The organism is uncultured Erythrobacter sp. (assembly GCF_947502395.1).
Lineage (GTDB): Bacteria > Pseudomonadota > Alphaproteobacteria > Sphingomonadales > Sphingomonadaceae > Erythrobacter.
This window is the reverse complement of sequence record NZ_CANMZM010000001.1, coordinates 736605-763456: the sequence shown is the minus strand read 5'-3', so window position 1 is coordinate 763456 and position 26852 is coordinate 736605. Positions and strand designations below refer to the sequence as shown.

Annotated in this window: 25 protein-coding genes; 12 read left to right on the top strand and 13 right to left on the bottom strand. The window is 56.4% G+C overall.

What is annotated here, in order from left to right; translation table 11 throughout:
- Nucleotides 1–93: 93 nt before the first annotated feature.
- The 4 genes from rplO to Q0778_RS03580 all read left to right on the top strand — a co-directional run bounded on the left by rplO (nucleotide 94) and on the right by Q0778_RS03580 (nucleotide 3635).
- Nucleotides 94–579 (top strand): 50S ribosomal protein L15, encoded by a 486-nt coding sequence (gene rplO, locus Q0778_RS03595; protein WP_298334057.1) that lies wholly within the window; start codon nucleotides 94–96, stop codon nucleotides 577–579.
- Nucleotides 580–725: 146 nt separating this feature from the next.
- The gene (gene secY, locus Q0778_RS03590) at nucleotides 726–2090 is read left to right on the top strand and encodes a preprotein translocase subunit SecY (RefSeq protein ID WP_298334054.1); all 1365 of its coding nucleotides are present in this window, start codon (nucleotides 726–728) and stop codon (nucleotides 2088–2090) included.
- 71 nt (nucleotides 2091–2161) lie between these two features.
- The gene (locus Q0778_RS03585) at nucleotides 2162–2809 is read left to right on the top strand and encodes an adenylate kinase (protein ID WP_298334052.1); all 648 of its coding nucleotides are present in this window, start codon (nucleotides 2162–2164) and stop codon (nucleotides 2807–2809) included.
- Nucleotides 2810–2888: 79 nt separating this feature from the next.
- Nucleotides 2889–3635, top strand: coding sequence for an SRPBCC family protein (locus Q0778_RS03580; RefSeq protein ID WP_298334049.1), 747 nt, complete (start codon nucleotides 2889–2891; stop codon nucleotides 3633–3635).
- Nucleotides 3636–3650: 15 nt separating this feature from the next.
- Here Q0778_RS03580 and Q0778_RS03575 read toward each other — a convergent pair whose 3' ends face one another.
- A complete protein-coding gene (locus tag Q0778_RS03575) occupies nucleotides 3651–5132 on the bottom strand; it encodes an H-type lectin domain-containing protein (RefSeq protein WP_298334046.1) in 1482 nt (493 codons plus the stop codon).
- A gap of 416 nt (nucleotides 5133–5548) precedes the next feature.
- Here Q0778_RS03575 and rpsM point away from each other — a divergent pair, with 416 nt between their 5' ends.
- The 8 genes from rpsM (at nucleotide 5549) to Q0778_RS03535 (ending at nucleotide 13205) form a co-directional block, all read left to right on the top strand.
- Entirely contained in the window at nucleotides 5549–5917 is a 369-nt protein-coding gene (rpsM, locus tag Q0778_RS03570) for a 30S ribosomal protein S13 (protein ID WP_298304266.1), read from the top strand.
- A gap of 57 nt (nucleotides 5918–5974) precedes the next feature.
- Entirely contained in the window at nucleotides 5975–6364 is a 390-nt protein-coding gene (rpsK, locus tag Q0778_RS03565) for a 30S ribosomal protein S11 (protein WP_298304268.1), read from the top strand.
- A 140-nt stretch (nucleotides 6365–6504) separates the two neighbouring features.
- On the top strand, nucleotides 6505–7560 hold the full coding sequence (locus Q0778_RS03560; protein ID WP_298304270.1) for a DNA-directed RNA polymerase subunit alpha: 1056 nt from the start codon (nucleotides 6505–6507) through the stop codon (nucleotides 7558–7560).
- A 103-nt stretch (nucleotides 7561–7663) separates the two neighbouring features.
- Complete coding sequence (rplQ, locus tag Q0778_RS03555) at nucleotides 7664–8098, top strand: 50S ribosomal protein L17 (protein ID WP_298304273.1); 435 nt, start codon at nucleotides 7664–7666, stop codon at nucleotides 8096–8098.
- 145 nt (nucleotides 8099–8243) lie between these two features.
- Nucleotides 8244–9869 (top strand): amidase family protein, encoded by a 1626-nt coding sequence (locus Q0778_RS03550; RefSeq protein ID WP_298334043.1) that lies wholly within the window; start codon nucleotides 8244–8246, stop codon nucleotides 9867–9869.
- 63 nt (nucleotides 9870–9932) lie between these two features.
- The gene (locus Q0778_RS03545) at nucleotides 9933–11516 is read left to right on the top strand and encodes a serine hydrolase (protein ID WP_298334041.1); all 1584 of its coding nucleotides are present in this window, start codon (nucleotides 9933–9935) and stop codon (nucleotides 11514–11516) included.
- 155 nt (nucleotides 11517–11671) lie between these two features.
- The gene (locus Q0778_RS03540; RefSeq protein ID WP_298304280.1) at nucleotides 11672–12235 is read left to right on the top strand and encodes a hypothetical protein; all 564 of its coding nucleotides are present in this window, start codon (nucleotides 11672–11674) and stop codon (nucleotides 12233–12235) included.
- A gap of 136 nt (nucleotides 12236–12371) precedes the next feature.
- Complete coding sequence (locus Q0778_RS03535; RefSeq protein ID WP_298304283.1) at nucleotides 12372–13205, top strand: hypothetical protein; 834 nt, start codon at nucleotides 12372–12374, stop codon at nucleotides 13203–13205.
- On the opposite strand, the gene Q0778_RS03530 is transcribed toward Q0778_RS03535, so the two are convergent.
- The 12 genes from Q0778_RS03530 to mdh all read right to left on the bottom strand — a co-directional run bounded on the left by Q0778_RS03530 (nucleotide 13163) and on the right by mdh (nucleotide 26821).
- Nucleotides 13163–13882 (bottom strand): trimeric intracellular cation channel family protein, encoded by a 720-nt coding sequence (locus Q0778_RS03530; protein ID WP_298304285.1) that lies wholly within the window; start codon nucleotides 13880–13882, stop codon nucleotides 13163–13165. The genes Q0778_RS03535 and Q0778_RS03530 overlap by 43 nt on opposite strands.
- Nucleotides 13879–14577, bottom strand: a complete 699-nt coding sequence (locus Q0778_RS03525; RefSeq protein ID WP_298334039.1) for a PepSY domain-containing protein — start codon at nucleotides 14575–14577, stop codon at nucleotides 13879–13881. The genes Q0778_RS03530 and Q0778_RS03525 overlap by 4 nt, the downstream gene beginning before the upstream one ends.
- 25 nt (nucleotides 14578–14602) lie before the next feature.
- The gene (locus Q0778_RS03520) at nucleotides 14603–15961 is read right to left on the bottom strand and encodes an amidase family protein (RefSeq protein ID WP_298334035.1); all 1359 of its coding nucleotides are present in this window, start codon (nucleotides 15959–15961) and stop codon (nucleotides 14603–14605) included.
- A gap of 67 nt (nucleotides 15962–16028) precedes the next feature.
- Complete coding sequence (locus Q0778_RS03515) at nucleotides 16029–17072, bottom strand: serine hydrolase domain-containing protein (protein WP_298334033.1); 1044 nt, start codon at nucleotides 17070–17072, stop codon at nucleotides 16029–16031.
- 130 nt (nucleotides 17073–17202) lie between these two features.
- Complete coding sequence (locus Q0778_RS03510) at nucleotides 17203–18210, bottom strand: hypothetical protein (RefSeq protein ID WP_298304294.1); 1008 nt, start codon at nucleotides 18208–18210, stop codon at nucleotides 17203–17205.
- A gap of 15 nt (nucleotides 18211–18225) precedes the next feature.
- Nucleotides 18226–19638, bottom strand: coding sequence for a dihydrolipoyl dehydrogenase (gene lpdA, locus Q0778_RS03505; protein ID WP_298334031.1), 1413 nt, complete (start codon nucleotides 19636–19638; stop codon nucleotides 18226–18228).
- Nucleotides 19639–19707: 69 nt separating this feature from the next.
- Nucleotides 19708–20907 carry a 2-oxoglutarate dehydrogenase complex dihydrolipoyllysine-residue succinyltransferase gene (gene odhB, locus Q0778_RS03500; protein ID WP_298334029.1) on the bottom strand — a complete coding sequence of 400 codons (1200 nt, stop codon included), beginning with the start codon at nucleotides 20905–20907 and terminating at the stop codon, nucleotides 19708–19710.
- A gap of 32 nt (nucleotides 20908–20939) precedes the next feature.
- Nucleotides 20940–23768: a 2-oxoglutarate dehydrogenase E1 component gene (locus Q0778_RS03495; RefSeq protein WP_298334027.1), complete on the bottom strand. Its 2829-nt coding sequence runs from the start codon at nucleotides 23766–23768 to the stop codon at nucleotides 20940–20942.
- A 49-nt stretch (nucleotides 23769–23817) separates the two neighbouring features.
- Nucleotides 23818–24105 (bottom strand): GIY-YIG nuclease family protein, encoded by a 288-nt coding sequence (locus tag Q0778_RS03490; RefSeq protein WP_298334024.1) that lies wholly within the window; start codon nucleotides 24103–24105, stop codon nucleotides 23818–23820.
- A gap of 103 nt (nucleotides 24106–24208) precedes the next feature.
- Nucleotides 24209–25099, bottom strand: a complete 891-nt coding sequence (gene sucD / locus Q0778_RS03485) for a succinate--CoA ligase subunit alpha (RefSeq protein WP_298334022.1) — start codon at nucleotides 25097–25099, stop codon at nucleotides 24209–24211.
- Nucleotides 25100–25203: 104 nt separating this feature from the next.
- Nucleotides 25204–25497 (bottom strand): GIY-YIG nuclease family protein, encoded by a 294-nt coding sequence (locus tag Q0778_RS03480; RefSeq protein WP_298334866.1) that lies wholly within the window; start codon nucleotides 25495–25497, stop codon nucleotides 25204–25206.
- A gap of 361 nt (nucleotides 25498–25858) precedes the next feature.
- Nucleotides 25859–26821: a malate dehydrogenase gene (gene mdh, locus Q0778_RS03475; RefSeq protein WP_298334020.1), complete on the bottom strand. Its 963-nt coding sequence runs from the start codon at nucleotides 26819–26821 to the stop codon at nucleotides 25859–25861.
- Between the last annotated feature and the right edge of the window lie 31 nt (nucleotides 26822–26852).

The window sequence follows — 26852 nt, the reverse complement described above, 5'->3', positions numbered from 1 at the left end:
TGCACCCGCTCTCACACTCCGCTAATGGCCCGCCTTCCAAATAGCGCGTTGCCCCATGGTGGGGCCGTACTGAAAGCGAAAGCGAGTGCAACGATGAAACTCAACGACATCCGTGACAATGATGGTGCCCGCAAGGGACGTATGCGTGTGGGCCGTGGTATCGGTTCTGGCAAAGGCAAAACTGCTGCACGCGGTCAAAAGGGTCAAAAATCCCGTTCTGGTGTGGCGATCAAAGGCTTTGGCGGTGGTCAGATGCCGCTTCACATGCGTCTGCCAAAGCGTGGCTTCAACAACCCGTTTGGCAAAGATCACGCAGAAGTGAACATTGGCATGGTTCAGAAATGGATCGATGCCAAGAAAATCGACGCCAAAAAAGACATCACCGAAGAAGTCCTTCGTGAAACCGGTCTTGCCCGCGGTGGCAAAGACGGTGTGCGTCTCCTCGGCAAGGGCGAAATCAAAGCGAAAGCCAAGTTCGTCGTGACTGGCGCCACAAAAGGCGCGATTGCAGCGGTCGAAAAAGCTGGCGGCAGCGTCGAAGTAACCGCTCCTGCCAAGGCGAAAGCCGACGCAGAATAATTGCTATTCGTCGTCCTAAGGCCGCACCTAAAAGCCTTGGGATGACGAAAAGTACACCGCAGGGTTCGACAAGTCGCCCAGTGGTTCCTATCTAGGCCCTCACACTCGGATATGTCCGAGGGACATCCATAGGATCGACACCAAAAATGGCTTCACGCGCCGATAATATCGCCAGCAATTTGAACCTCGGCAATTTTGCTCAGGCGACCGAATTGCGCCAACGCATCTGGTTCACCATCGGTGCGCTGATTGTGTTCCGTTTCTTGAGCTTTGTACCTCTGCCCGGGATCAACCCGCTTGCGCTCGATCAGCTTGCTCAACAGAACCAGGGCACGATCCTCGACATGTTCAACATGTTCACCGGCGGCGCATTGGCCAATATGAGCCTGATTGCACTCGGTGTGATGCCTTACATTACGGCCTCGATCGTGGTGCAGATGGCATCGGCGCTTCACCCGACCTTGGCGGCATTGAAGAAAGAGGGCGCGACCGGGCGACAGAAGCTGAATCAGTATACCCGTTACGGCACGGTCTTCCTGTGCGCGATCCAAGGGTATTTTTTGGCGACGGGCCTTGAAAGCTATGCGGGCCAACAGGGCATCCAAGCGGTGGTTGAGCCGGGTTATATGTTCCGCATTGGCGCCGTGATCAGCCTTGTCGGCGGCACCATGTTCCTTTTGTGGCTGGGTGAGCAGATCACCTCGCGCGGAATTGGTAACGGCGTTTCCCTGATCATTATGGCGGGCATTGTGGCGCAGTTCCCTGTGTTCGCCATGAACATGTTTGAGGGCGGCCGTACAGGCTCGATTGCGCCAGGCATCATCATCGCGTTTATCGTGATGGTCATTGGCCTCATCTTACTCATCTCATGGGTTGAGCGGGCTCAGCGCCGTCTCCTCATTCAATATCCAAAACGTGCAACCCAGCGCGGCATGATGCAAGCAGATCGCTCTCACATGCCATTGAAGCTCAATACGGCCGGCGTTATCCCGCCGATCTTCGCAAGTTCGCTGCTATTGCTTCCGCTGACCATCAGCTCGTTTGCAGGACAGTCGCTAGACACCACATCTACGTCAGGCAGTCTGATACAGTCGACGCTCCAGTATCTTCAACATGGACAGCCGCTCTACATGACGCTGTATGCGATTGGGATCATCTTCTTCTGCTTCTTCTACACTGCCGTGGTCTTCGACCCGGAAGAGCATGCTGAGAACCTCAAGAAGAATGGCGGCTTTATCCCAGGTATCCGTCCGGGCAAGCGCACGGCAGAATATCTTGAATATGTTCTCACCCGTATCACGGTTGTGGGTGCAGCCTATCTGACTTTCGTCTGCGTGGTGCCGGAGTATATGATTGCGCAAACAGGCATTCCGCTGTTCCTCGGCGGGACGAGCCTGCTGATTGTGGTCAATGTGACGGTCGATACGATCAGTCAGGTCCAATCGCATCTCTTGGCGCACCAATATGGTGACCTCATCAAAAAGGCTAAGTTGAAAGGCCGCATGCGTTAGAGCAATGCGGTCTTGCGACGTTACATCACAGCGCTTCCGTTAGTAGCGGGCGCGAGAGCAAGGGACGGTTTGTGAACATCATTCTTCTTGGTCCTCCAGGTGCAGGAAAAGGCACGCAGAGTGCGGGACTTGTTGAACGCCATGGCATGAAGCAGTTGTCCACCGGCGATATGCTTCGCGCAGCGGTCAAGGCGCAGACCCCCGTCGGACTGGAGGCGAAGGCTGTAATGGACCGCGGTGAGCTGGTTTCGGACGAAATCGTCTCCAACCTGATTGACGAAAATCTCGCTACCATGCCGGTTGAGCAGGGGGCTATCTTCGATGGCTATCCACGCACAGCCGCTCAAGGTGAGCAACTTGATGCGCTTCTCGCCAAGCATGGTCGCAAGCTTGACCACGTGATCGAGCTGGGCGTTGATATTGATGCTCTGGTTGAGCGGATCACCGGTCGGTTCTCCTGCGCCAATTGCGGCGCGCTTTACCACGATACGGCGAATCCGCCATCGAAAGAGGGCGTGTGCGACAATTGCGGATCGACCGAATTCAAGCGTCGTCCGGACGACAATGAAGAGACCGTGCGCACCCGAAACAAAGAATACGCAGAGAAAACTGCGCCGATCCTTCCGGGTTATGAAGCTCGTGGTATCGTCAAGCGGGTTGACGGCATGGCCGATATCAATGCCGTGGCTAAGGACATTGACGCGATCCTTGCCGTGTAAATCCCAGCATATCCCGCAAGTGGGGTTTTCAGCGCGGCTGCGATCTCTTAACCCTAGGCACTTCGGGAGGAGATTGGAATTGCACCGTATCAACCGATTTGTCATGGCGACAGCGGGCGCAGCTATGGCTGCGAGCGCATCGCCAGCCTTGGCCGAAGTCGCCGAGGCAAACGAAGATCATTTCATCACTAGAAGTGAAGCAGTGGTCGAAGCGAACGCCAAGGAGACTTGGCTCGCGTTGATTAGCCCTGCGGGTTGGTGGTCGAGTGAACACACATGGTCTGCGGATTCTGCCAACTTGAAACTCACCCCGCAAGCAGGCGGATGTTTCTGCGAGACCATTCCCGAGGTCGACGAACCTGGCCGCATCACGCTTGAAGGCAGCGTTGAGCATATGCGGGTGATCCAGGCCTATCCGGAAGTTGCGCTTCGTATGTCCGGCGCTTTGGGGCCGCTTCAAAGCGAGCCGGTGTCTGGCGTTCTTACCATTGCTCTGAGCGACGCGGAGGAAGGCGAAGATGGCTCTGCACGCACACGGATTGTGTGGGAGTATAATGTTGGTGGGAAGATGCGTTATCCGATCCCAGACATCTCGAGAGCGGTCGATGGCGTGATGACGTTGCAGCTGACGCGGCTTGCGGAGCTTCTTGGGATCGTCGAACCAATTGCTGCTGGTGATGAAAGCTCAGATGAGTCAGCTGAAGGCACCGAAGATGAAGCGTTGAGTGCCGAGGCGGAGGGTGGGACTGATCAACCGGCCGAGGTCATCGAAAACGAGGCGAGGCAAAGCATCGACGAAGTTTTTGAGGACTTGAACGGTTCGTAAGCTTCGATGGATTGCCTACCGGATCCTGGCGCTCAGTCGCAACTCGAAATTGGGTGACCCCACTCCCGTTTCCGCGCTCATCACGCCGGTCGGGCGGATACGGATAAATCTAACATTGGGATCAGTGCCATCGCCGCTATCGCTTGGCACGTAGGTGAAATTGCTTCCATCGGTCGAGAATGAGTAACAGTCATCGGTGGCGCTAAAGCTCGCAAAAACGCAGGTGACGTTGGTTGCAGGTGAGCCATCGCTAAACTCAATCGGGCCAGATCCTGCACTACCAAAATCGGCCAGGACAAGCGCCATACGGCCTGGCAATTCCTCTGTTACGAACACCGTTCCTTCGGCGGGAGGGGCATTGCCCGAATTGAGCACTGTGATGAGATATGTGACCGTAGCGCCCGGTATGTAGAAATCCGTTCCATCCGCGTCGATTGCGCCGGTGTTGACCTTTGTGACTTCCAAGTCAGCCCTTAAGTTGGCGTGAAAGCTTTGAGAAAAGGCTATGACCGCTGCGCTTTCTGCATCTCCGGCCGCAATTGAACGTTCGGTGTCTTGGTCACGGTCTTCATCCACCCGCAAGCCGATATTGACTGAATTGATGGAACAATATCGCAACCAGCCACCATCATTGTTTCTGCGGGTGACCTTCTTAGCAATCACCACCGGATTGACCGCGGCTGTGAGGCCATGGCCAGCATTGACGCATCCATTGTCCCAGCCTCGGATATTCAACCCGCTTGTGCAAGTGCTCCAATTGATGTTTGTACCAGCAAGATTCGGGAAACTGCCATTGAGCCCGCTTTGAATGACAATCCATCCGACACGCTCGATTGTCGGAAAGGGGCCGCTATTTGCTTGGCTACGCTCAATTGCGAGCTCAAAACCTCCGATTGAAGGGTTTTGAACAATGGATGTGATGTGCGGGCGTGAACTTTGACTGGCGACATTCCTGGTTTCGCTGTTGGCGGTCTGGAGTTGGTGGAGAACGATTGGCGTGCCCAGCATGGGGGCAGCAAAGTTGACACTGCGCCAACTGGCAACCCCGCCAGAAAATCCGCTTCCAAACTGAACATTGTTCAAGTCCACAAAACCGGCTTCGATGATCGTCCCATCCGTAAGCAAATGGCGGCCAGGCTCCACCGCGATATATTGCGTATCCTGTACAACGTGCCGCCCGTCCCAATTGTCAGGCTCAAGGATAAGCTCATCAAAGCCGGTCGTGGTCACATTGGTGATCCGGATCGAGGCGGAATTGTTGCCGGCTGAATTGGCAATGGCGATGACAATGGGGACTTGATCGAAGGGTTCTTGGAACGCGACGAAATCAGGCGTGATATTTGAACCAAAAGTATCATGCGCTACAAAAGTTCCAGCTTCAACGCGTCCTGCTTGAGCAGGAAGTGTTAAGCAGAAAAGTGACGCAAACAAAGGAAGCATCAATGCTGCGCATCGAACTATCTTTTGCAGAGCGGTGTATGGAACGAATTCGTTCATAAGGCCGATATAGTCTAAACTCGTTTCAATAATTCAAATGAAAATCAGCCACAACTCCGGAGTGTTTTGTAATTTAATGAAAAATATGAGAAAATGACATTCTCTCAGTAAAATTTGTCCACATCTCCAAAGTATGTTGTTGTAATTTTTGCTCTCGGTCAAATCTCTCCATCATTTCAACAAACGGCCGCACAATCAGTTCATTGCTTTTGTCAGTTGACGTAGGCTTGGAATCACCCTAATCGCGCCACTCACTCGATAGAGTCGAATCCAGTCCGGCAAGGAGCCCGTCTCGTGTGGCGCTCTAATCCGGGCTTTTCCCGTTTGAGGCTGGGTTGGAGTTTGTCAGAGTGTTTTAGCGTCGAGATAGGGGCGGTGTCTTATCACCCAAACCCCTGTGGAGCATGGAGAATTAAGTGGCTCGTATTGCCGGGGTAAACATCCCCACAAACAAGCGTGTAATCATCGCGCTGACCTATATTCACGGGATTGGCCGCACAACGGCCGTCCAAATCGCTGACAAGCTTGGCATTCCGCACTCAGCTCGCGTGCAAGACCTCACTGATGAGGAAGTTCTTCGCATTCGTGAGGCGATTGATGCTGATCATACGGTGGAAGGCGACCTTCGTCGCAACACCGCGATGAACATCAAGCGTCTAATGGACCTGCGTTCTTACCGTGGCCTTCGCCATCGTAATGGGCTTCCCGTTCGCGGACAGCGCACTCACACCAATGCCCGCACCCGCAAGGGTAAGGCGAAGCCGATTGCAGGCAAGAAGAAGTAAGCCTTTTGGGCGCTTGGCGTCCAAAGCATCTTCTGACGAGTTAAAGGAATATACGAAATGGCACGCGAACCCGGAAAAGTCAGGAAGCGCGACAGAAAGAACATCACCAGTGGTGTTGCTCACATCAACGCGAGCTTCAACAACACCATGATCACCATCACCGATGCACAGGGCAATGCTATAAGCTGGTCCTCTGCTGGCATGATGGGCTTCAAAGGCAGCCGTAAGTCAACTCCATATGCGGCCCAGGTTGCAGCGGATGATGCAGGCAAGAAGGCTGCTGAACACGGCGTGCGCACGCTGGAAGTTGAAGTTAAGGGCCCAGGCTCTGGCCGTGAGAGCGCTCTGCGCGGTCTCGCTGCGGTTGGCTTCAACATCACTTCCATCCGCGATGTGACGCCGATCCCGCACAACGGTGTGCGTCCTTCGAAACGGCGCCGGGTCTAATCCGACGCTGATCCGTTTGTGGAGGTTGGGCTGTGCCAAACGCGACCTAGCCTCACCAACGGGTCCAACGATGCTGACGAGCGCTTTGGGCCCGAACTTTAAAATCGAACCCGCTAACGTAAGCGAATTAGGGGAAATCCATGTCCGTCAATATGAAGAACTGGCAGGAACTGAAGAAACCCAACGCTCTCGAAATCAAAGAAGGTGGCGATAAGCAGCGCAAAACCACTTTCGTCGCCGAACCGCTTGAGCGCGGCTTTGGTCTGACATTGGGCAATGCACTGCGCCGTGTCCTTCTTTCGTCGCTCCAAGGGGCGGCGATCACCTCGATCAAGATTGAGAACGTACTGCACGAATTCTCGTCGCTCGCAGGTGTGCGTGAAGATATCACCGATATCGTTCTCAACGTGAAGCAGATTGCTCTCAAGATGGAAGGCGAGGGACCAAAGCGTCTGCAGCTTTCTGTAACGGGCCCTGCCGAAGTGAAAGCCGGCGATATTGCTGTCACTGGCGACATTGAAGTGATGAACAAGGACCTCGTTCTGTGTCACCTCGACGAAGGCGCGACTCTCAACATGGAGCTCACCGCTGACGTAGGCAAAGGCTATGCGCCGGCTGTTGCAAACCGCCCAGCAGACGCGCCGATTGGCCTTATACCTGTGGACTCGTTGTACTCGCCTGTTCGTCAGGTGAGCTACAAAGTTGAGAACGCTCGTGTTGGCCAAGAGCTCGACTACGATAAGCTGAGCCTTACCGTTGAAACTGACGGCACAGTGACACCAGAAGACGCCGTGGCTTATGCCGCGCGCATTCTTCAGGACCAACTGACTCTGTTCGTTCACTTCGAGGATGGCATTCCGCAACCACAGTCAGCGATGATTGGCCAAGCAGCGACCCCGCAAGAGGACGACGCGAACCAACTCAACCGTTACCTGCTCAAGAAAGTCGACGAGCTCGAGCTTTCAGTGCGTTCGGCAAACTGTCTCAAGAACGACAACATCATCTACATCGGCGATCTGGTTCAAAAGACCGAAGCCGAAATGCTCCGCACCCCGAACTTTGGCCGCAAATCTTTGAACGAGATCAAAGAAGTGCTTTCAAGCATGGGTCTGCGTCTGGGCATGGACATCCCCGGATGGCCGCCGGAAAACATCGAAGAAATGGCTAAGAAGCTCGAGCAAGAGCTTCTTGGCTAGTCTTTGGGCTAATCCAGGTATCGGCGGCGCGCCTTCCAACTTGGAAAAGCGCCGCCTGCTTTGGGCTACCTGATACGGGCCCTTAACGAACAAAGGAAATACAATGCGTCACGGAATTTCACAGCGTAAGCTTTCGCGTAAGTCGGGCCACCGTAAGGCTCTTTTCCGCAATATGTCGGCAAACCTCATCAAGCATGAGCAGATTGTTACGACCCGCGCCAAGGCGAAGGAGCTTCGTCCTTACATTGAAAAGCTCATCACACTTGCAAAGCACGGCGGCCTTTCAAACCGTCGCCTTGCGATGAGCCGCCTTCAGGACGAAACGCAATTGAAAAAACTCTTCGACGTTTTGGCTGAGCGCTACAAAGACCGCGATGGCGGCTACACCCGCGTTATCAAAGCAGGTCCGCGCGCCAGTGACGCGGCTGAAATGGCGGTGATCGAATTCGTCGACCGCGACGAAGACGCCCGCGGCGTGGATTCTGGTCCCGATATGAGCCAGGTTGATGAATACGCCAATTCCGAAGCTGCTGCTTAAGCGCTTCGTAGATCAGATAGGTGGGGGCCGGTGGATCGATCCACCGGCCCTTTTTCATTTGGTTGGATTACTTCCCTAGTTTTGCAAAGATTACACTTGTAGTCGATCGTCTGGTCTGTATCTATGTCGGATCGGGAGGCGATTGATGCAACTAGGCAAGAAGACACTTTTGGCAGTATTGGCTGGCGCGATCGCTGCCTGTGCGCCCACACTTTCGGAAGACTCGCAGCAGAGCCCGACTAACTTCGAGCGATCCATGGCGACGTCTGCCGCTGAGCTCTTGGCGGATGGATCAGCAATAGCGATTGCCCGCTCGGTCAGCACAGGCGAGATCAGTGCGGAGGCCATGGCAACTCAGGTCGTGCGAAGAATCCAAGAGCTCGACAGATCCGGCCCGTCTTACCGTGCAGTCCTTGCAATCAATCCAAACCTTATGGCCGAGGCACGTTTGCTGGATGAGCAGATCAAGGCTGGATCAAAAACTGGTCTGCTGCTCGGAGTTCCTGTGCTGATCAAGGACAATATCGATGTCCGGGGCATGCCGACGACAGCCGGATCGCTTGCTCTGGCTCGTAACATGAGAATCGAGGATTCTCCCGTTGTTGCCCGGCTCAGAGCCGCAGGGGCGTTGATAATTGGCAAAGCCAACATGAGCGAGTGGGCCAACTTCCGTGGGAGACGTGCGCCAGCCGGGTGGAGCGCCGTAGGCGGGCAAACCCTCAATGCAATTGACGAGGAGCGGAGCCCCTGCGGCTCATCTTCTGGGTCGGCAGTGGCTGTCGCAACCGGGATTGTTCCGATTGCGATTGGCACAGAAACCAATGGATCGATCATTTGTCCTGCTGCGGCAAACGGCGTGGTAGGTGCAAAGCCTGCGGTCGGATCGGTGCCGACAGAGGGAGTTGTACCGCTCGCGCCTAGTTTCGATGCAGTTGGGGCAATTGGAAGGCGCGCTTCCGATGTGCGTCTGGTGCTCGCAGTGATTGGTGATGACAGTGGTGATCAACTCAATGTGCCCCCACCACGTGCACGCCTTGAAGGACTTAGGATTGGAGCTTTCCGTTGGGCCGAAGGTGATGATGTTGAAATATCCAGCAATTTCAACAGGTTTTTGGAAGCGCTGAAGGCTGCTGGCGCGTCGATGGTCGAAATTGAAGAATTTGACCCGTCTCCAAACCTTTGGCGCGACGGTATGCCGGTTATGGAATGGGAGTTTAAGTCATCAATCACTTCGTATTTGGAAGGGGCTCGATTGAGCGGCGGGCCAAAGACCCTGGCGGAGCTTATTGAGTTCAATCTCGCTAATGCTGACATTGAACTCAGCATATTCGGTCAGGAGATATTCTTGTCGGCGTTAGAACGACCGGACGCCTCCGATCGCGAAACTGCTGCAATGCGCGATGCTCTTTTCAAAGCTGCACGTGAAGATGGTATAGACGCGTTGTTGAGCTCAAACTCCGTGGAGCTGATTGTCATGCCATCTGGCCCCCCTCCACGATTTCGAGATCCCGAAAGGAACCAAAGGCCCCGTGGTCGCCCCATTGGAGCTGGCTGGCTTCCCTCATTGGCGGGATATCCCCATATGACAATTCCAATGGGAATGGCAGATGGAATGCCGGTAGGGCTTAGCCTCTTCACCGCTCCCGCAAGTCAGGACCAGATGTTAGATGTTGGGATCGTACTCCAGAGAAACATCAATACTGCTCAAGCTCAGAATAACGCTTTGAAAGCCGACCGATCCGAGAGAGCGGAAATTGAAATTCGCGAGTGAACAAGAAGCCAGACTCATTAGCTTGAGTTTGACTATAAAGCTGAGCGTGGCACACAGCGACGTATGATACGCATGAAAATCATCTTCGCCACAGCTGCGCTCACCCTCTCCATATCGGCCACCACGAGCGTTTCTGCTCAAAGCGCCCAAGAACGCCTCGACGCGCGCTATGACCGCGCGCTTGCAGCAGGGTATAAGGCGCTGTTTCTCTGCAGTGCCACGGCCAATGCAGAGTTGAACGGTGCGACGCGCACTCCCGAAGGCATCCATCAGTGGGAACTGAGCGGCATTCAGGAGCCGCTCAACGAAATCATCCGAGATTTGCCCTATGAGATCGTGCGTTCCAATCCAGAACGTTTGCGCACCATCGTAGCGCGCATTGCTGCGCGGGATGGAGTGTCGGTTGAAGAGAAGTTGGCGGAATTCGACCCGGCGTTCATTGCAACTGATGCAAGCAGGCTACGCTATGTCAAAGTTGAATGGGCCGAAGATATGGAACCGCGCATAGCTAACCATCACTGGGGCAATGGCTGTGTGTTGATGCCAATCGGCTGGAAGGTTGCGACGATGGATCCCGGAATGGATGTCCCTCCCACACAACCCTATGTGCAACCGCTTAGTCCAATCGAAGAACCGTCCATGCCAAGCCTTGAGGCTGGATCGGCTGCATTTGATGGCAAGACCTACGGGGAAGGTTCTCGCACAACCGCTGTATTGGTCATGCACGAAAACCAATCCATGTTTGAGCGCTACGCTGACGGGTTCGGGCCAAGCACGCCTCAGCGCACGTGGTCGGTTGCCAAAAGCTTGGCTGCCACGCTTGTTGGCTATGTGTTGCGTCAGTGTCCTGAATGCGCAAACGAACCGGGGGCAATCACGACAATTTCTTCTGACCAGGAGCAGTTGGCAGAGCAGGGCTGGCCACAGTTGGACAGAGGGTTAGTTCTGCCATGGACACCGTCCGCCGTTGAGCCCCGTCGCGAAATTACGGTTGACCATTTCTTGCGCATGGCCTCCGGACGTTACTCGGACACAGCCGGCAATCGCACCGACCCGCTTTATTGGGGAGGGACAACTGTAGCAGAGCGAGCTGCCAATTGGCCGATCGTCCACAAACCCGGGACAGTATATCGCTATTCAAACAATGATACGCTGATGGCGATCTGGGCATTTCGTGACTGGCTTGAGGAAAACCCTCCGCAGCAATTCTTCGAATTGGTTGGAATGCGGCACACCGTGGCCGAGAGTGACTGGCAAGGCAATTACGTCCTGTCGAGCCAAGCGTGGACCACTTCGCGTGATTTGGCCAAGCTTGGCCAGCTTTATCTGAATGATGGCGTACTGCCAGATGGAACTCGCGTGCTGCCAGAGGGTTGGGCAAAGTACGTCTCCGACCCAAGCGGCCCGCAGCCTGCTGGCACGCAGTGGGGTTATGGCGCGGGATGGTGGACCTTCCGGCGTCCTGAAGGGAACGCCTTTGAGGGTATCCCTGACGATGCCTTCGCTGCACGCGGTAACCGAGGGCAATACGTCGTAGTTGTCCCCTCTCGCAATGTCGTGATTGTGCGCAGGGGTGAAGACATGGTTGGAACGCGTTTCGACATCGCTGCCTTTACTCGCGATGTGCTGGCGGCGCTGGACGAGTAGACTTCGGCAAAGGATACCGTTGTTCATATAAGTCGGTGTTTATCTGAACAACGCCTGCAAGGGTTGCTCAGAATCATCTCAGATTTGTTCATCTAAAAGGGCTGAACAGTGAACGGGAATGGTCCCCACCACTGAAAACCCGAGGATGAACCCCAATGACCAAACTGACCCAAAAGATCACTAAGGGCACGCTCGGGACTGTCGCGGCTGGCGCGATGGCCCTGGCGTCCGCAACTCCAGCTATGGCGGGTGATCGCCACCGTGACCGCGGTGTTGACGCCGGCGACGTAATCGCAGGGGCTGTTATTATTGGCGGTATCGCCGCACTTGCCGGAGCCTTTGATGGCAAGAAAGATCGTCGTTACCGCGATGGGCATTACAATGATCGGCGCTATCACGGCACCAATTACAACAACAACCGCCACTACAACAACGGACGCGCCTATAACCGAGGCGGAGGCCAGCGAGCCATTGAGCGCTGCATCCGCGTGGCTGAACGCCAGGCTCGCCGTTTTGGAGGCTATCGCTTTGCTGATGTGACGCAAATTCGCGACGTTGAACGCACACGCTATGGCTTCCGCGTGAAGGGCCGCATCCAGGTCGAGGGCCTTCAAGGCCGAGGCTATGGTAACCAAGGTTTCGATCGAGGCCGCTTCACCTGCTATTTTGAGCGGGGCAACCGCCCACAGATCGACTTCCGCGGCATCCGCGGTCTTTGATCCGGCTCTGAATTAGCACAAAACTCTTCCCCACCGGGCGGTTCAGGCTTGCGTAAGCCTGGGCCGCCTACCTATTATGGCCATATGGGGCGTTTGGTGGGTGCCCTTTCCGAATGACAAAAACAGGAGGGAGCATATGGCTCACCAATCACGGATCGCAGGCTACGCTGGCATTATTGCCGCGGCGTCTCTCGCGTTTACCCCGGCACAAGCTCAAGCTGCCGAAACCGCACCTCACGGTACGGCCGGTTACGCGACTGGCTTCTTGGCGCAAAGCACCGCATTGAACTCACCGAACGGTTCCGCTTTTCCCATTGCCTTGCCGGGCTCTGACAACGTTCAAGAATGGCGGCGTGGTTGGCGCCGAGGCTGGCGTGGCCGCCGTTACCGCGGTCGCCGGGGCATTCGTGGTGGTGACATTCTTGCCGGGGCACTGGTGATCGGTGGCATTGCTGCCATCGCAAGCGCCGCCAACAATAACCGTCGCCGTGATCGCGAAGTCGTTGTGGTTGATCGCCGCGTGCGCGACCGCGACTATGATTACCGCCCAGAGAACCGCCGCAACACGCGTCGTTCAACGACCGGCGGCTCTGGCATCGACAATGCTGTTTCGATGTGCCTCAATGAGATTGAGCAAGACATCCGTGTCGACAGCGTCGATGGCGCAAGCCGCGTCGGCAGTGGGTGGATCGTGACTGGATCGCTCTTCGATGGATCAGGCTTCTCATGCCAGATCGACAATTCGGGTCAGATCTCTGGAGTTGACTATGGTCGCGGCGGCGGCACGTCATCGCTTGATAGCACTCAAACATTTGCTCGTGCCGAGGGCCAATGGTCGGATGACCGTTATGCCAACGCGCGTGCTGATGTTGGTGGTGGCACCCGGCCTGATCTTGTGATTGATCCGAATGATGAGCGGCTGCCTGCCTATCCGGGCGGCCCGCTACCTGGCGAGGAATCGCCTGAGTGATCCTTGGTGTCAGCTATGAGAGAGGGCTCTTGCTTTCTCCCATAGCTTGACCCCCCATAGCTAGGTAGGCCCAATTCAAAATGGATGGCGGCGGCGCGCATGGCAAAGCCTGCGAGGAAGGCCGCTATCCAGATCACCCAATTGTTGATGGCCAGAGCGCCTGCGAATTGCATTGCGATGACGGTGATCGCGGCGCTTAAGGCTGCTGCTGTGACATAAAGCTCTGGGCGAATAATGATCGACGGCCGTCCGGCGACTACATCGCGGATCACCCCACCAACACAGCCCGTAATCACTCCCATCAGCGCGGCTGGAAGGGGCGGAATGCCATAGGCGAGCGCCTTGGCGCTTCCAAGCACAGCATAGGCGGCTAATCCCAGAGCATCCGCATAGTCGAGCAATTTCCCATCCCACCAACGTACCGGGGTAAACCACACGATCAACGCGGTCATAAGGCACACGGTTGAGGCCCAGGGGTCTTGCATCCAAAAAACCGGCGCATCGATCAGCAGATCGCGCACAGTTCCCCCACCAACGCCCGTGACCAATGCGAAGAAGCCCATGGTGACAAAGGTCTGCCGCTCACGCGCAGCAACAAGCGCGCCTGAAAGCGCGAACACCGCAATCCCGGCTATGTCCAGCCAGTCGAGGATTGGGGTGAGAACTGTCTCGTTCATGACGAGGCTGTTTTCGCGCGTGTCTTGCGGCGGCGGAACATCAGAATGCAGCCCATAATTGCTCCGAGGAGCGACAGCGCTGCAAAACCAATCAGGATCGGGTGACTGGTGTCCTCGCGCTCTGAGAGGTCCATGATGTGCAAACCCCACATAAAATCGAACCAGCGCCACCATCGCGTGCGCACCGCTTCGACCTCGCCTGTATCGCGCCCGATGTAGACATTGGTGCCGTCTTCCAGAGAGACTTGCCAAACGGGGCGGGGGCGGCGGAAATCGAAGGGCACTTCTTCGGCTTCAAAGAAACGTACCGATGTCACGTCATTGCCGCCTAAAATTCGCTGCGCCGCAATTGCGCGCGCACCTTCGGCATCGACTGGTGGGATGGCCTCCCCGGTCGCATAGTCAACCCGCGTGGTAACTCCATCGGTCGTCGTAAGAATAGCAATTGCGCGCCCTTCTTGCATCGTCAGTCGCATATCCTTGAGCTGGGCATCCTCGGTCGCGAGAGCGCTGTCTTCGATTACCAGCGGAGCTTCGGCAACAGATATGCGCAAATGCTCGCCGCGCACTTCTTCGATAGGTTTGATCACCATGAACAGCCCGCTTGCGAGCCACATAACGATAGGCACGCCGACCAGCCAGCCTAGCCAGATGTGCCATTTGACAAGGAGCTGCATTGCATTTTGTTGAGCCATAGGCAGCGCCCATGGCGAAGGCCGATCAACTGTGCAAGATATTCCCAATCGCACGGGCAGCCTCAATGCAATCGAGATCGCTCATAAGCGGCCCCATGACCTGCATCCCGCACGGAAGCTCCGCGCCTTCATAGGTTCCCGAACCAATCGGGAGGACCGTCGAGGGCAAGCACGGGAAGGTCGCGATGCCCGACCAGGCAAGACCATTGGCACCCGGCACATCCGCGCCATTGATACGCATCGGCTGATCGAAGGCGCGCTTGTCGCTATGAGGGATCGCCGACACAGGGGCAGGGGGCGCAAGGACAAAGTCATAGGTCTCGAACAGTGCCGCCCATTGCGCTTGATTGGCGGCCTGCGCATCGAGCAGGTCGAACCAGTCGGTCGCGCTTGCTTGTGATCCATTGGGCGAAGGTGCCCCGCGCGCCATCGCCACATTGAGCATGAGCATATAGTCTGCCTGCTGCTTCGCGAGATCTGGGATGAGATCACTTGTCCTGTCGACTGATACGCCGGCCTTGATCAGCGCCTCAATCGCCGCCTGGGTTGGTTCGGCCACAGAAGCATCAACCGGCGCTCCGGGATACTCCGTGATCGCCAGGATGCGGCAATCCCTCAGCGGTTTACCCGAGCTGGCGAGAGGGTACTGTCCTGCCACTTGCATCATTATGCCGAGATCATCTGCATTTCGCGCAAACGGCCCTGCCACCGAAAGAACGCCATCATAGGCCGCGACAAAGTCCTTTCGGCGCGCCATTTGAGGATGCACATGGCCACGCTTGGAGATGAGGCCCCAGGTCGGCTTATGCGCCCAAACCCCGCAGAAATGGGCGGGCACGCGGACCGATCCGCCAATATCGGTACCAAACTCAATCGGCACCATTCCAGAGGCGACCGCCGCCGCGCTTCCACCAGAGGAGCCGCCGGGTGATCGGTCTGTGTTGTGAGGATTGTTGGTCCGTCCATAGACTGGATTGAAGCTCTGCCAATCGGTGAGGTCGACCGGCACATTAGTCTTGCCCAGGATCACCGCGCCCGCCGCTTTGAGCCGGCGAACCAGTTCGCTGTCGCTGGTGGCCACATAGCTGGTGAGCCGCTTGTGTCCCCAACAGCTTTGCAGTCCTGCGACGTCAAAGCTCTCTTTGACCGTCATCGGCACACCGAAAAGCGGCTGGTCAGCGGAAGGGCCACTTGCATCCATGGCCTTGGCGGTTTCTGCTGCGCGCTCAAAATCCGGAACAGCAAGCGCGTCAATCTCAGCATCGAGATGCTCGATCCGCGCGATCGCAGCGTCCACTGCCTCAGCAACTGATAGCCGCCCTTCGCGGATCGCTACCGCCGTTTCCAGAGCGCCGGGTTTGTTGGTCAGTCGCGGATAGGCCATTTGTCTCGCTCCCCTAGGCCTTCACTCCTATGCGAGGCTCGGGACAAGAGCAATCCACCGCGGAGGACTACTCCTGCGAACCGATTTCTTCGCCGCGCGCGAGAGTCATCAATTGCTCACCAAGCTTAAAGGCAGACCCGCCATTGAGGTTTGCCAAAACCACGACCGTTGCATTCTCGTCAGGGTCGTAGCCGAGAAACGCATTGAACCCTTCGATTCCCCCGCCGTGCCAATAGGCTTTGCCGTCCTCATCGTCCTCGATCAGGATGCCGAGGCCATAGGTATCGGTGCCGCGCGCAGGAAACGGTGTAGGCGTGACATATTGCGCAAGACTCTCAGCCGATAGCACCGCTCCACCGAACACGCCGCGCTGCCATTTGAGCAGGTCACCTGTGGTTGAATAGAGCGCACCAGCGCCCGCCGGGATCGCCATATTCACATATTCGGCGTTGATCACGCCGTTGCTAGATGGCGAGTATCCTGCGGCCCGATTGGGCAAAATAGCATGGCTCCGGTCAATTCCGGTATCCTCCATACCCAGCGGGCTGAACAGGTTCGCTTGGACGAACGCGTTGTAATCCTTGCCGCTCACCTTTTCGACAACGCGCGACAGCAGAACGTATCCCGAATTGGAGTATTTCCACTGCGATCCGGGCTCAAACTCTAGTGGCAAGCCAGTGAAGCGCGCAATCAACTCATCCTGAGTGGTGGGAAGGAACTTGAATGTACCGAAGTCGTCGAGTGAGGTCACACTGGGTACGCCAGACGTGTGTTGCAGCAAGTGACGCAGCGTCACGCCCTCCCATGCGGCTGGTGCGTTTTCGAGATGCTGGCCAACGGGATCGTCGAGCGTCAGCTTACCTCGCTCTTGCAGCAGAAGGATCGCGACCGCCGTGAATTGCTTGGTCACAGACCCAATTCTGAACTTGGTTGAGGATGTGTTTGCTATGTTCCATTCGAGATCCGCCGAGCCCCATGCCTTGTCGACGAGAATCTCTCCATCCTTGGCAACCAGCACGGCCCCCATAAACGCGCCGGAATCCGCCTCCGCTTCGACGATCTGTTCCATGCTAGCGGTATCTTGAGCGTGAGCCGGGAATTGGCTTACCATTAGGGCAAGCGGTGAGAAAGCGAGTGCAAGTTGGCGAGATCGAAGCATGATGTTGGCCTTATAGTGTGTTGGATATATAATACACAAATACACCGAGACGAACTTTGCGCAAGATGTTTTTAGAGGAGCGTCAAAGCGATGACAGAAACCGATCTTCTGCTGCGTAGTCGAACAGGTCCCATGGATAGGCCGCGAGCTGTGGGAAGGCGGCGCGCCAGTCAGCGGGGGGATTTCGGCGGAACCATTTGATCTGAGCGCTCAGCGAATGGCCACCATACCTCGCTCCAAACCCAGACGCATCACCCTGTCCATTCTCGAGCGCGCAGCTTTTGTTGCTTGAGATTCTGAACGACCTCGGAACGGACCACGGCGTTCTGCCCACAGAGCCTATTGGAGCGCCTTCGAACAGTTTGAGTTCCACTTGAGCCTCGCATAGTTCGGCAATTTCACGACCGATTTGGGCGACGCTTTCGTGTGCGTCACTGGCAAGGTTATACACGCCGCCCCACGCAAAATTGTCTGCTTCGATGCAGAATTTGGCGATGTCCTGAGTGTCTGTAGTGTCAAACTGACTTCGGCCTGCAAACGCGAGAGGAATTTTCGTGCGGCCATCCAAAATCCGTTTCACAAACCACCACTCGCGCGGGTGTTTCCCATGAGGACCATAAATTGCGCACGGACGGATCACCGTGGCTCGGTCTCCAAACAGATCGAGCGCTCTGTTCTCCATTCGAACTTTGCGCGTTGAATATGTTTGGGGGCCAGGGGGAACGGTCGATTGCTCCTCATCAACGGGGGCGTCGAATTCCGGAAAGCCATTTACGGCTGCCTCATCGAGCGTTCGGCCTTGATCGTCACAATATACGCTCGCCGATGAGATCGTAATCAATCGCCCGACCGCGTCAGGATCGTAACGCACAATATCATCTTCATCGAATGCGATCGTGTCGATAACGAGATCGGCCTTCGGTGCTCGATCTTGGCCGGTAGTGTACTCGATGAAGCGCTCACCCGGCCGAAGCTGCCAAGCTGGCTTGGATCGTGAGCAGATACTTACGTCCCAATCATGGAACGCAAATTCATAGCCAGCAGCATAGCCGATCTGGCCCGCTCCGATGATTGCGACTGAACGGGCCAATTCAACGTCTCCAGCTTACATATGGATCGGCTTGCCCTGAACTGCCATGGCCGCTTCCTTGAAGGCTTCGGCGTGGGTGGGGTGCGCGTGACAGGTGTAGGCGATGTCTTCCGACGTTGCGCCAAATTCCATCGCTTGGGCTGCCTGTGCGATCATGGTGCCAGCAAGGCTGTTGATCATCCATACGCCCAGAACGCGGTCGGTCTCTGCATCAGCAATAACCTTCACAAAACCATCGGTGTCGCGGTTTGCCTTGGCGCGACTGTTCGCCATCATCGGGAACTTGCCGACCTTGACGGCCTTTTTGTCGCCGCCAGCTGCTTCGATAGCTTGCTCTTGGCTAAGGCCGACGCCCGCGATTTCCGGTGTGGTGTAGACGACGCTTGGGATCACATCGTGGTTCACAATGCCGGTTTCGCCAGCGATGTTTTCAGCGACTGCTACGCCTTCATCCTCGGCCTTGTGGGCAAGCATCGGGCCGGGGGCTACGTCACCGATTGCCCATACGCTGTCGACGCCGGTGCGGAAATCGTGGTTGATCTCTATCTGACCGCGATTGTTGACCTTTAGCCCTGCCTTGTCGAGCGCGAGCCCTTCGGTGTTAGGACGGCGACCAATCGCAACCAGAACATGGCTGGCATCGATTGTCTGCTCATCACCCCCTTCGGATTTCTCGACAGTGAGAGCGACCTTCTTGCCTTTTACAGTGGCCCCAGTGACCTTATGGCCGAGCATCATTTCCATGCCCTGCTTCTTGAAGATCTTGTTCGATTCCTTGCGCACTTCCTCATCCATGCCGGGGAGGATCTGCGGCAGGAATTCCACCACGGTGACCTTCGCGCCAAGACGACGCCATACGCTGCCAAGCTCAAGGCCAATCACGCCGCCGCCGATGACGACTAGGTGTTCTGGCACTTCGGAAAGCTCGAGCGCGCCTGTGCTGTCAACGATGCGTCCACCTGCGTTGTCGACTTCGACACCGGGGAGGGGAGTGACCGAAGAGCCGGTAGCGATCACGATGTCTTTTGCGGTGACGGTTTCGTCGCCCACTTTGACCGTATGCGCGTCTTCGAAAGAGCCAAGGCCCTTGAGCCACGTCACCTTGTTCTTCTTGAACAGAAACTCGATGCCGCCGGTGAGCTCGCCTACGGCTTTGGTCTTTTCGCCCATCATTTTCGACAGGTCGAAGGTTGCCTTGGCATCAATGCCCCACGTCGCGAAGTGACCACCCTCTGCTTCTTCGAAGAGTTCGGAAGCGTGAAGCAGAGCTTTGGAAGGTATACAGCCGACATTGAGGCATGTGCCGCCCAGTGTTTCGCGGCTTTCCACACAGGCCGTTTTAAGGCCCAATTGCGCGGCGCGAATGGCGGCGACATAGCCACCGGGGCCGGCGCCAATAACAAGACAGTCGTAATCGTATTCAGCCATTCTCAGCTCCGTGATCCCTGGTCAAAAAGTAGGATCTGCATTCCTTATTTCAATTCGGGCGCTTGCCGATCAAAGATCAATCAGCATCCGGGTCGGGTCTTCGATCGCTTCCTTGATGATCTTGAGCGCGGTCACAGCCTCGCGGCCGTCGATCAGACGGTGATCGTAGCTAAGGGCGATGTACATCATCGGGCGTATTTCCACCTGACCGTTGATCGCAACCGGGCGGTCCTCAATGCGGTGAAGGCCCAGCACTGCCGACTGCGGTGGGTTGATAATTGGGGTCGACATCAGTGAGCCGAACACACCGCCGTTGGAGATGGTGAAGGTGCCGCCGGTCATATCCGCCATGGTAAGTGTGCCGTCTTTTGCGCGCTTGCCAAAGTCGGCGATGTCTTTCTCGATCCGGGCAAAGCCTTTGTCCTGACAATCGCGGATCACCGGGACCACAAGGCCATTGGGAGCCGAGACAGCAACCGAGATATCGACATAGTCGTGATAGACGATTTCATCGCCCTCGATATAGGCGTTGACGCTCGGCACGTCTTTCAATGCAAGACAGGCAGCTTTTGCGAAAAAGCCCATGAAGCCGAGGCGAATGTCGTGCTTTTTAGCGAAGAGGTCTTTGTATTTGGTGCGCGCTTCGATCACCGCGCTCATGTCCACATCGTTGAAGGTGGTGAGAAGCGCTGCCTCTTCCTGAGCGCCTTTGAGGCGCTTGGCGATGGTCTGGCGCATGCGGGTCATTTTGACGCGCTCTTCGCGGCGTTCGCCCGTGCTGGCTGGAGCAGGTGCGGGTGACGCAACTGGTGCCGGGGGCGGATCGCTTTTGGCCTTCGCTGCGGCGATCACGTCCTCTTTGGTCAGGCGACCGTCTTTGCCAGTGCCCTTGATTGTGCTGGGGTCAACCCCGTGTTCCAGTACGGCGCGGCGCACGGCTGGTGAAAGCGTCTGTGCGGCACCCGTATCGGCTGGCGCGCTGGCTGCTGGGCTCTCTGCCTTCGCAGCCGAGGCAGGAGTACTAGCGCTCGCGCCTTCTTCAATAACCGCAATAACCGCGCCCACTTCAACGGTGTCGCCTTCGGCGGCGCGGTGCTCGCTCAGAATGCCGGCAACGGTTGAGGGCACATCAACCGCGACTTTGTCGGTCTCAAGCGAACAGATTGGTTCATCCACGGCAACCGCGTCGCCGGGCTGTTTGAGCCATTCACCGATGGAGCCTTCCGTGACCGATTCACCAAGGACCGGGACTGTGATTTCAGTGGCCATTGTTCGTATTCCCTAAATGCAAATGTGCAAAATTATTCAGTAAGACCAAGCGCTTCGGCGACGAGCTGCGCTTGTTGTTCGGCGTGGCGTTTGGCAAGACCCGTCGCAGGCGAGGCGGAGGCATCGCGTCCGACGTAGAAGGGCCGCATGCCAAAGTGGCCGCCCAGTTCGAGCGATTTTTCAATGTGACTTTCGACAAAGAACCACGCGCCGTTGTTCTTGGGCTCTTCCTGACACCAGATGACCTCTTTGAGGTTCTTCATGCGGCTAAAGCGCAGACCCAAAGGATCGCCGGGGAAGGGGTAAAGCTGTTCGATACGGATGATCGAAATGTCGTCAATGCCTTCTGCATCGCGCTTTTCAATCAAGTCATAGGCGACCTTGCCCGAACACAGGACAACGCGCTTGATCTTCTCATCGGCTGGCGTGTTCGTTTCCATCGCGGGGTCAGATTTGATCCGCTTGAACTGCCAATCGCCTTGGAATTCCTCGCGCGGAGATTTTGCCATGGGGTGACGCAGAAGCGATTTGGGCGTCATGATGACCAATGGCTTGCGGAAGGAACGCAGCATCTGGCGGCGTAGGACGTGGAAGTAGTTCGCCGGCGTGGTGATGTTACAGACCTGGATGTTGTCCGACGCGCACAGCTGAAGGAAACGCTCCAGTCGCGCAGAAGAGTGCTCCGGACCCTGACCCTCATAGCCGTGAGGCAAAAGCATCACGAGACCGTTGGCGCGCAGCCATTTGGCTTCGCCAGCAGCAATGTATTGGTCGATCATGATCTGCGCGCCATTGGCAAAGTCGCCAAATTGCGCTTCCCAAAGCACAAGGCTCTTGGGGTCAGCCATCGCGAACCCGTATTCAAACCCAAGCACGCCGTATTCGGAAAGCGTGCTGTCATAGACCTCAAACTTGCCGTGGGGCAGGGTGGTCAGCGGGATGTATTTGTCTTCGGTTTTTTGATCGACCCACACCGCATGACGCTGTGAGAATGTGCCGCGTCCGGAGTCTTGACCAGACAGGCGGACGTTGTAGCCTTCCATCAAGAGGCTACCGAAGGCGAGCGCCTCTGCGGTGGCCCAATCGAAACCATCCCCGCTTTCAAACATCTCTGATTTTGCCTTAAGCACGCGGCCCAAGGTTTTGTGAATATTCACATCTTCGGGAACCTCGGTTAGCGTGCGGCCAAGCGCTTCGAACGCTTTGGGTTCAATCGCAGTATCAACATTGCGGCGCGCCGTTTCGTCATCGACCGGCTTGTTAAGGCCAGCCCAGCGCCCACCAAACCAGTCCGCCTCATTTGCGGAATAGCTTTTGGCTGCCTCGAATTCTTCCTCGAGAAGAGCGGTGAACTCACCTGCAACCTTTTCGCGGTGACCTTCGTCGATCACACCTTCGGCAATCAGGCGCTCTTCGTACACTCGGCTCACCTTGGGGTGGGTTTTGATCACGTCATACATCAGCGGCTGAGTGAACTTAGGCTCATCACCTTCATTGTGGCCAAAGCGGCGGTAGCACCACATGTCGATAACCACATCGCGGTGGAATTTCTGACGGTATTCAATCGCCAGCTTACAAGCGAAGGTCACCGCTTCGGGATCATCGCCGTTTACGTGGAGGATCGGTGCCATCACGCCCTTTGCAACGTCGCTTGGATAAGGCGAGTTGCGTGCGAAGCGGGGACTTGTGGTAAAACCAATCTGATTGTTGATGATAAAGTGAATGCAACCGCCAGTGTCGTAGCCGTTGACGCCCGACAGGCTGAGGCTCTCCCACACGACGCCTTGGCCAGCGAAGGCTGCATCGCCGTGGATCAGCACGGGAAGCACCTGATCTTTGGTCGCAAGGTTATCGCGGATCGCTTGCTGTGCGCGACTTTTCCCAAGAACAACCGGGTTTACCGTCTCAAGGTGTGAGGGGTTGGGGGTGAGCGACATGTGCACGCTGATCCCGTCAAATTCGCGGTCGGTGCTGGTGCCGAGGTGATATTTCACATCGCCCGAACCGCCCACGTCTTCGGGGTTTGCTGTTCCGCCGGAGAATTCGTGGAAGATGACCTTGTAGGGCTTAGCCATCACATTGGCGAGCACGTTCAAGCGGCCCCTGTGCGCCATCCCATAGATGATCTCACGCACGCCAGCGCTGCCGCCATGTTTGATAACGGCCTCAAGCGCCGGGATCATCGATTCACCGCCGTCTAGGCCAAAGCGCTTGGTTCCAACATATTTCTTGCCGAGGAATTCCTCATAGCCTTCGCCGCGAAGGACGGCGGCCAGGATTGCTTTCTTACCCTCGGGTGTAAACTGGATGGTGTCGCCGGGGCTTTCGAACTTGTCTTGCAGAAAGCGCCGTTCTTCGGTGTCGGCGATATGCATATATTCCAGGCCAACATTGCCGCAATAAACCTCGCGCAGGCGGCGATAGAGCGCGCCCACAGTCGTCCATTCCATGCCCAGAACGCCGCCAACATAGACTTCCTCGTTTTCCTTTCCTTCAAGCTCGTGAAAGGCAAGGGTGAGGTCAGCCGGGGGCCCCTGTTTCTTTGAAATGCCCAGCGGATCAAGATCAGCAGCCCGATGCCCGCGCACACGGTACAGTCGCACAAGGGTCATTGCCTTGTTGGAAAGATCGGATGCGTGGCGCAGTGCTTCTTCGTCCAATGGCTTGCCAGCCGCTTTGGACGCAGATTTCACCGCCTTTTCAACCTCCACACGCATTTGCGTGGGGTCCATGGCGGCATTGAGGTCAGCGCCTGCATCGGCGACTTCGGCCATCCACTTGGGATTGCCCCAGGATGGACCCGGTTGCGGGCCTTCCTGATCGGTCATGTCAGGGATGAAGCTGGCGGTTTCTTTGTTCATATCTCTGAGTCCCAGCGAAGGCTGGGACCTCCCTCGATTTGGCGCATCGTCAAAAGAGAGAACTGGAAAGATCGCCCCAGCCGGGGTTTTTCTCTTCGATCCGCTTTACTTTCCATGCGCGCTTCCAAGCTTTCATTCTTCTCTCAGCGATCCTTGCCGCGTGGACATCATCATGTCGCTCAAACCAGACCAATGTCTGGCAATTGTATGTCTTCGCAAACCCCGAAACGGCTCCGGAGCGATGCTGTTCGAGGCGCCGTGAAAGGTCGTTTGTGACGCCGATATAGAGGACCCCGTCTTTCCTGTTGGTCAGGATGTAAACGAAGCCTTCTCCCAATCCTTCTGGCCCTCTTTGTGCGTCCCAGCGAAGGCTGGGACCTCTCTAAACTTGGCTCATGGCCGATGGAGGTCCCAGCCTTCGCTAGGACACACCAGATCGATCAGGCCATTTCCTTGAGCATGGCGTCGAGCGTCGTGCCCAGCTCTGATGGTGATGGGCTGACGCGGATGCCCGCATCTTCCATGGCTGCGATCTTGTCGTCCGCACCGCCTTTGCCGCCGGACACAATCGCGCCAGCGTGACCCATGCGGCGGCCCGGAGGCGCTGTGCGGCCTGCGATAAAGCCAACGGTGGGCTTGGAACGACCCTTGGCCGCTTCTTGCTTCAAGAATTCAGCGGCTTCTTCTTCGGCAGACCCGCCAATTTCGCCGATCATGATCATCGACTTGGTTTCAGGGTCATCGAGGTAAAGGTCGAGCACATCAATAAAGTTGGTGCCGTTTACAGGGTCACCGCCAATACCAACAGCCGTCGTCTGGCCAAGGCCCACGGCCGTTGTCTGGTGCACGGCTTCATAGGTTAGCGTGCCAGAGCGTGAGACCACGCCAACGCTGCCCTTCTTAAAGATGGAGCCCGGCATAATGCCGATCTTGCACTCATCAGGGGTCAGAACGCCAGGGCAGTTCGGGCCGATGAGGCGCGATTTGGAGCCGGTGAGAGCAGCCTTGGCGCGCACCATGTCGAGCACAGGAATGCCTTCAGTGATGCAGATGATCAGCTCAACTTCCGCCTCAATCGCCTCGCAAATCGCGTCGGCTGCAAAGGGAGGGGGGACGTAGATGCAAGAAGCAGTCGCACCGGTCGCAGCTTTCGCTTCGCGCACGGTGTTAAACTGCGGCACGCCGATATGTGTCGAGCCCCCTTTACCGGGAGTAACACCTGCAACCATTTGGGTGCCGTAATCGAGCGCCTGCTGGGTGTGGAAGGTGCCGGTGTTGCCGGTCATCCCTTGGGTGATGACCTTGGTGTCTTTGTTAATCAGAATGCTCATTCGCTATCCTCATACGTCATACCGGCGAAGGCCGGTATCCAGTGAAACAGGGCACCGTCCTTGCCATACTGGACCCCGGCCTGCGCCGGGGTGACGGAACCAATTCAACTACAAACCAATTCGAACAAATCGTCCCAATTGGGGTTCTTCTCTTCAATCACGCGCAACTTCCAAGCGCGCTTCCATTCCTTCATTTGCTTCTCGCGAGTGATTGCCGCTTCAATGGTGTCGTGTTGTTCAAACCAGACAAGCATCTTACAGCCATATTTCTTCGTGAAGCCTTCAACCTTTCCTTCGCGGTGTTCCCAAGCGCGTTTTGGTAAGTCGCTGGTTACACCAATGTAAATCGTCCCATTCCTGCGGCTTGCCATGATGTAGACAAAGCCGCCTCTTTCCATCTCAATCGTCATTCCGGCGAAGGCCGGAACCCAGTCCTAAGCTCGCAACTGGACCCCCGCCTTCGCCGGGGTGACGGGTGTCTTCGTTAAACAAGAGGCATCCCTTCAGGACCAACTATCACATACGCACCTGCAGCCCAGCCAACCACAGCGACTGCGAAGACGGCAAGAATCTTAAGCCTCTCCCAACGACTGAGTTTTTTTGTTGAAAACGCGCTGTAGAGCAAGACGAGACCCCCGATGAACACCGCCAAAAAGAAGAAAACAAGAAGCCCAGCCCATCCCAAAGCCCCAACCGCAAAGCCAAAGCATAGAGCGGTAATGCATACGGAGATATTCCGGAAAGCAGGCCAGGTCACGCTCACGCCAGCGAGCTATCCAGACCCTTACACGCCTCAAGCAGCTCTTCGACTGCGTCGGTTGAGACTTTGAGGTTGGCTTTCTCTTCGTCGCTAAGCTCGATTTCGACCACTTCCTCGGTGCCGCCTGCGCCGATCACTGTTGGAACGCCGACATACATGCCGTCCACGCCGTATTTGCCTTCAACAAAGCTTGCACAGGGCAGGATGCGTTTTTGGTCGCCGATGTATGCTTCGGCCATCGCAATCGCTGATGTAGCCGGTGCGTAGTAAGCCGAACCGTTGCCAAGGAGGCCAACGATCTCGCCGCCGCCTTTGCGGGTGCGGTCTACGATTTCGTCGATGCGGGTCTCGGAGACGCCTTTGATCTTTGCGTAATCGTCCACCGGAATGCCGTTGATCGTGGTGTAACTCTTCACCGGAACCATGGTGTCGCCGTGGCCGCCAAGAACGAAGGCGTTGACGTCTTTGACGCTGCAATCGAACTCCCAAGCAAGGAAGGTCGCGAAGCGCGCGCTGTCGAGAACGCCTGCCATGCCGACAACCTTGTTGTGCGGAAGGCCAGAGAACTCACGCAAAGCCCAAACCATCGCGTCCAGCGGGTTGGTGATGCAGATGACGAAGGCGTCGGGGCAGTTGTTCTTAATGCCTTCGCCAACGGCCTTCATCACAGAGAGGTTGATGCCCAGAAGGTCATCGCGGCTCATGCCGGGCTTACGGGGAACGCCAGCGGTAACGATCACTACGTCTGCTCCAGCGATATCAGCGTAATCATTGGTGCCAGTGATTTTGGCATCAAACCCCTCAACCGGGCCGCATTGTGACAGGTCGAGCGCCTTACCCTGAGGCATGCCTTCCGCGATATCGAACAGGACGATATCGCCAAGTTCTTTCTTTGCAGCGAGGTGGGCGAGCGTGCCGCCAATCATACCAGAGCCAATGAGTGCGATCTTCTTGCGGGCCATAGAGGGGGTGATCCTTCCCTTGAGATTTCGG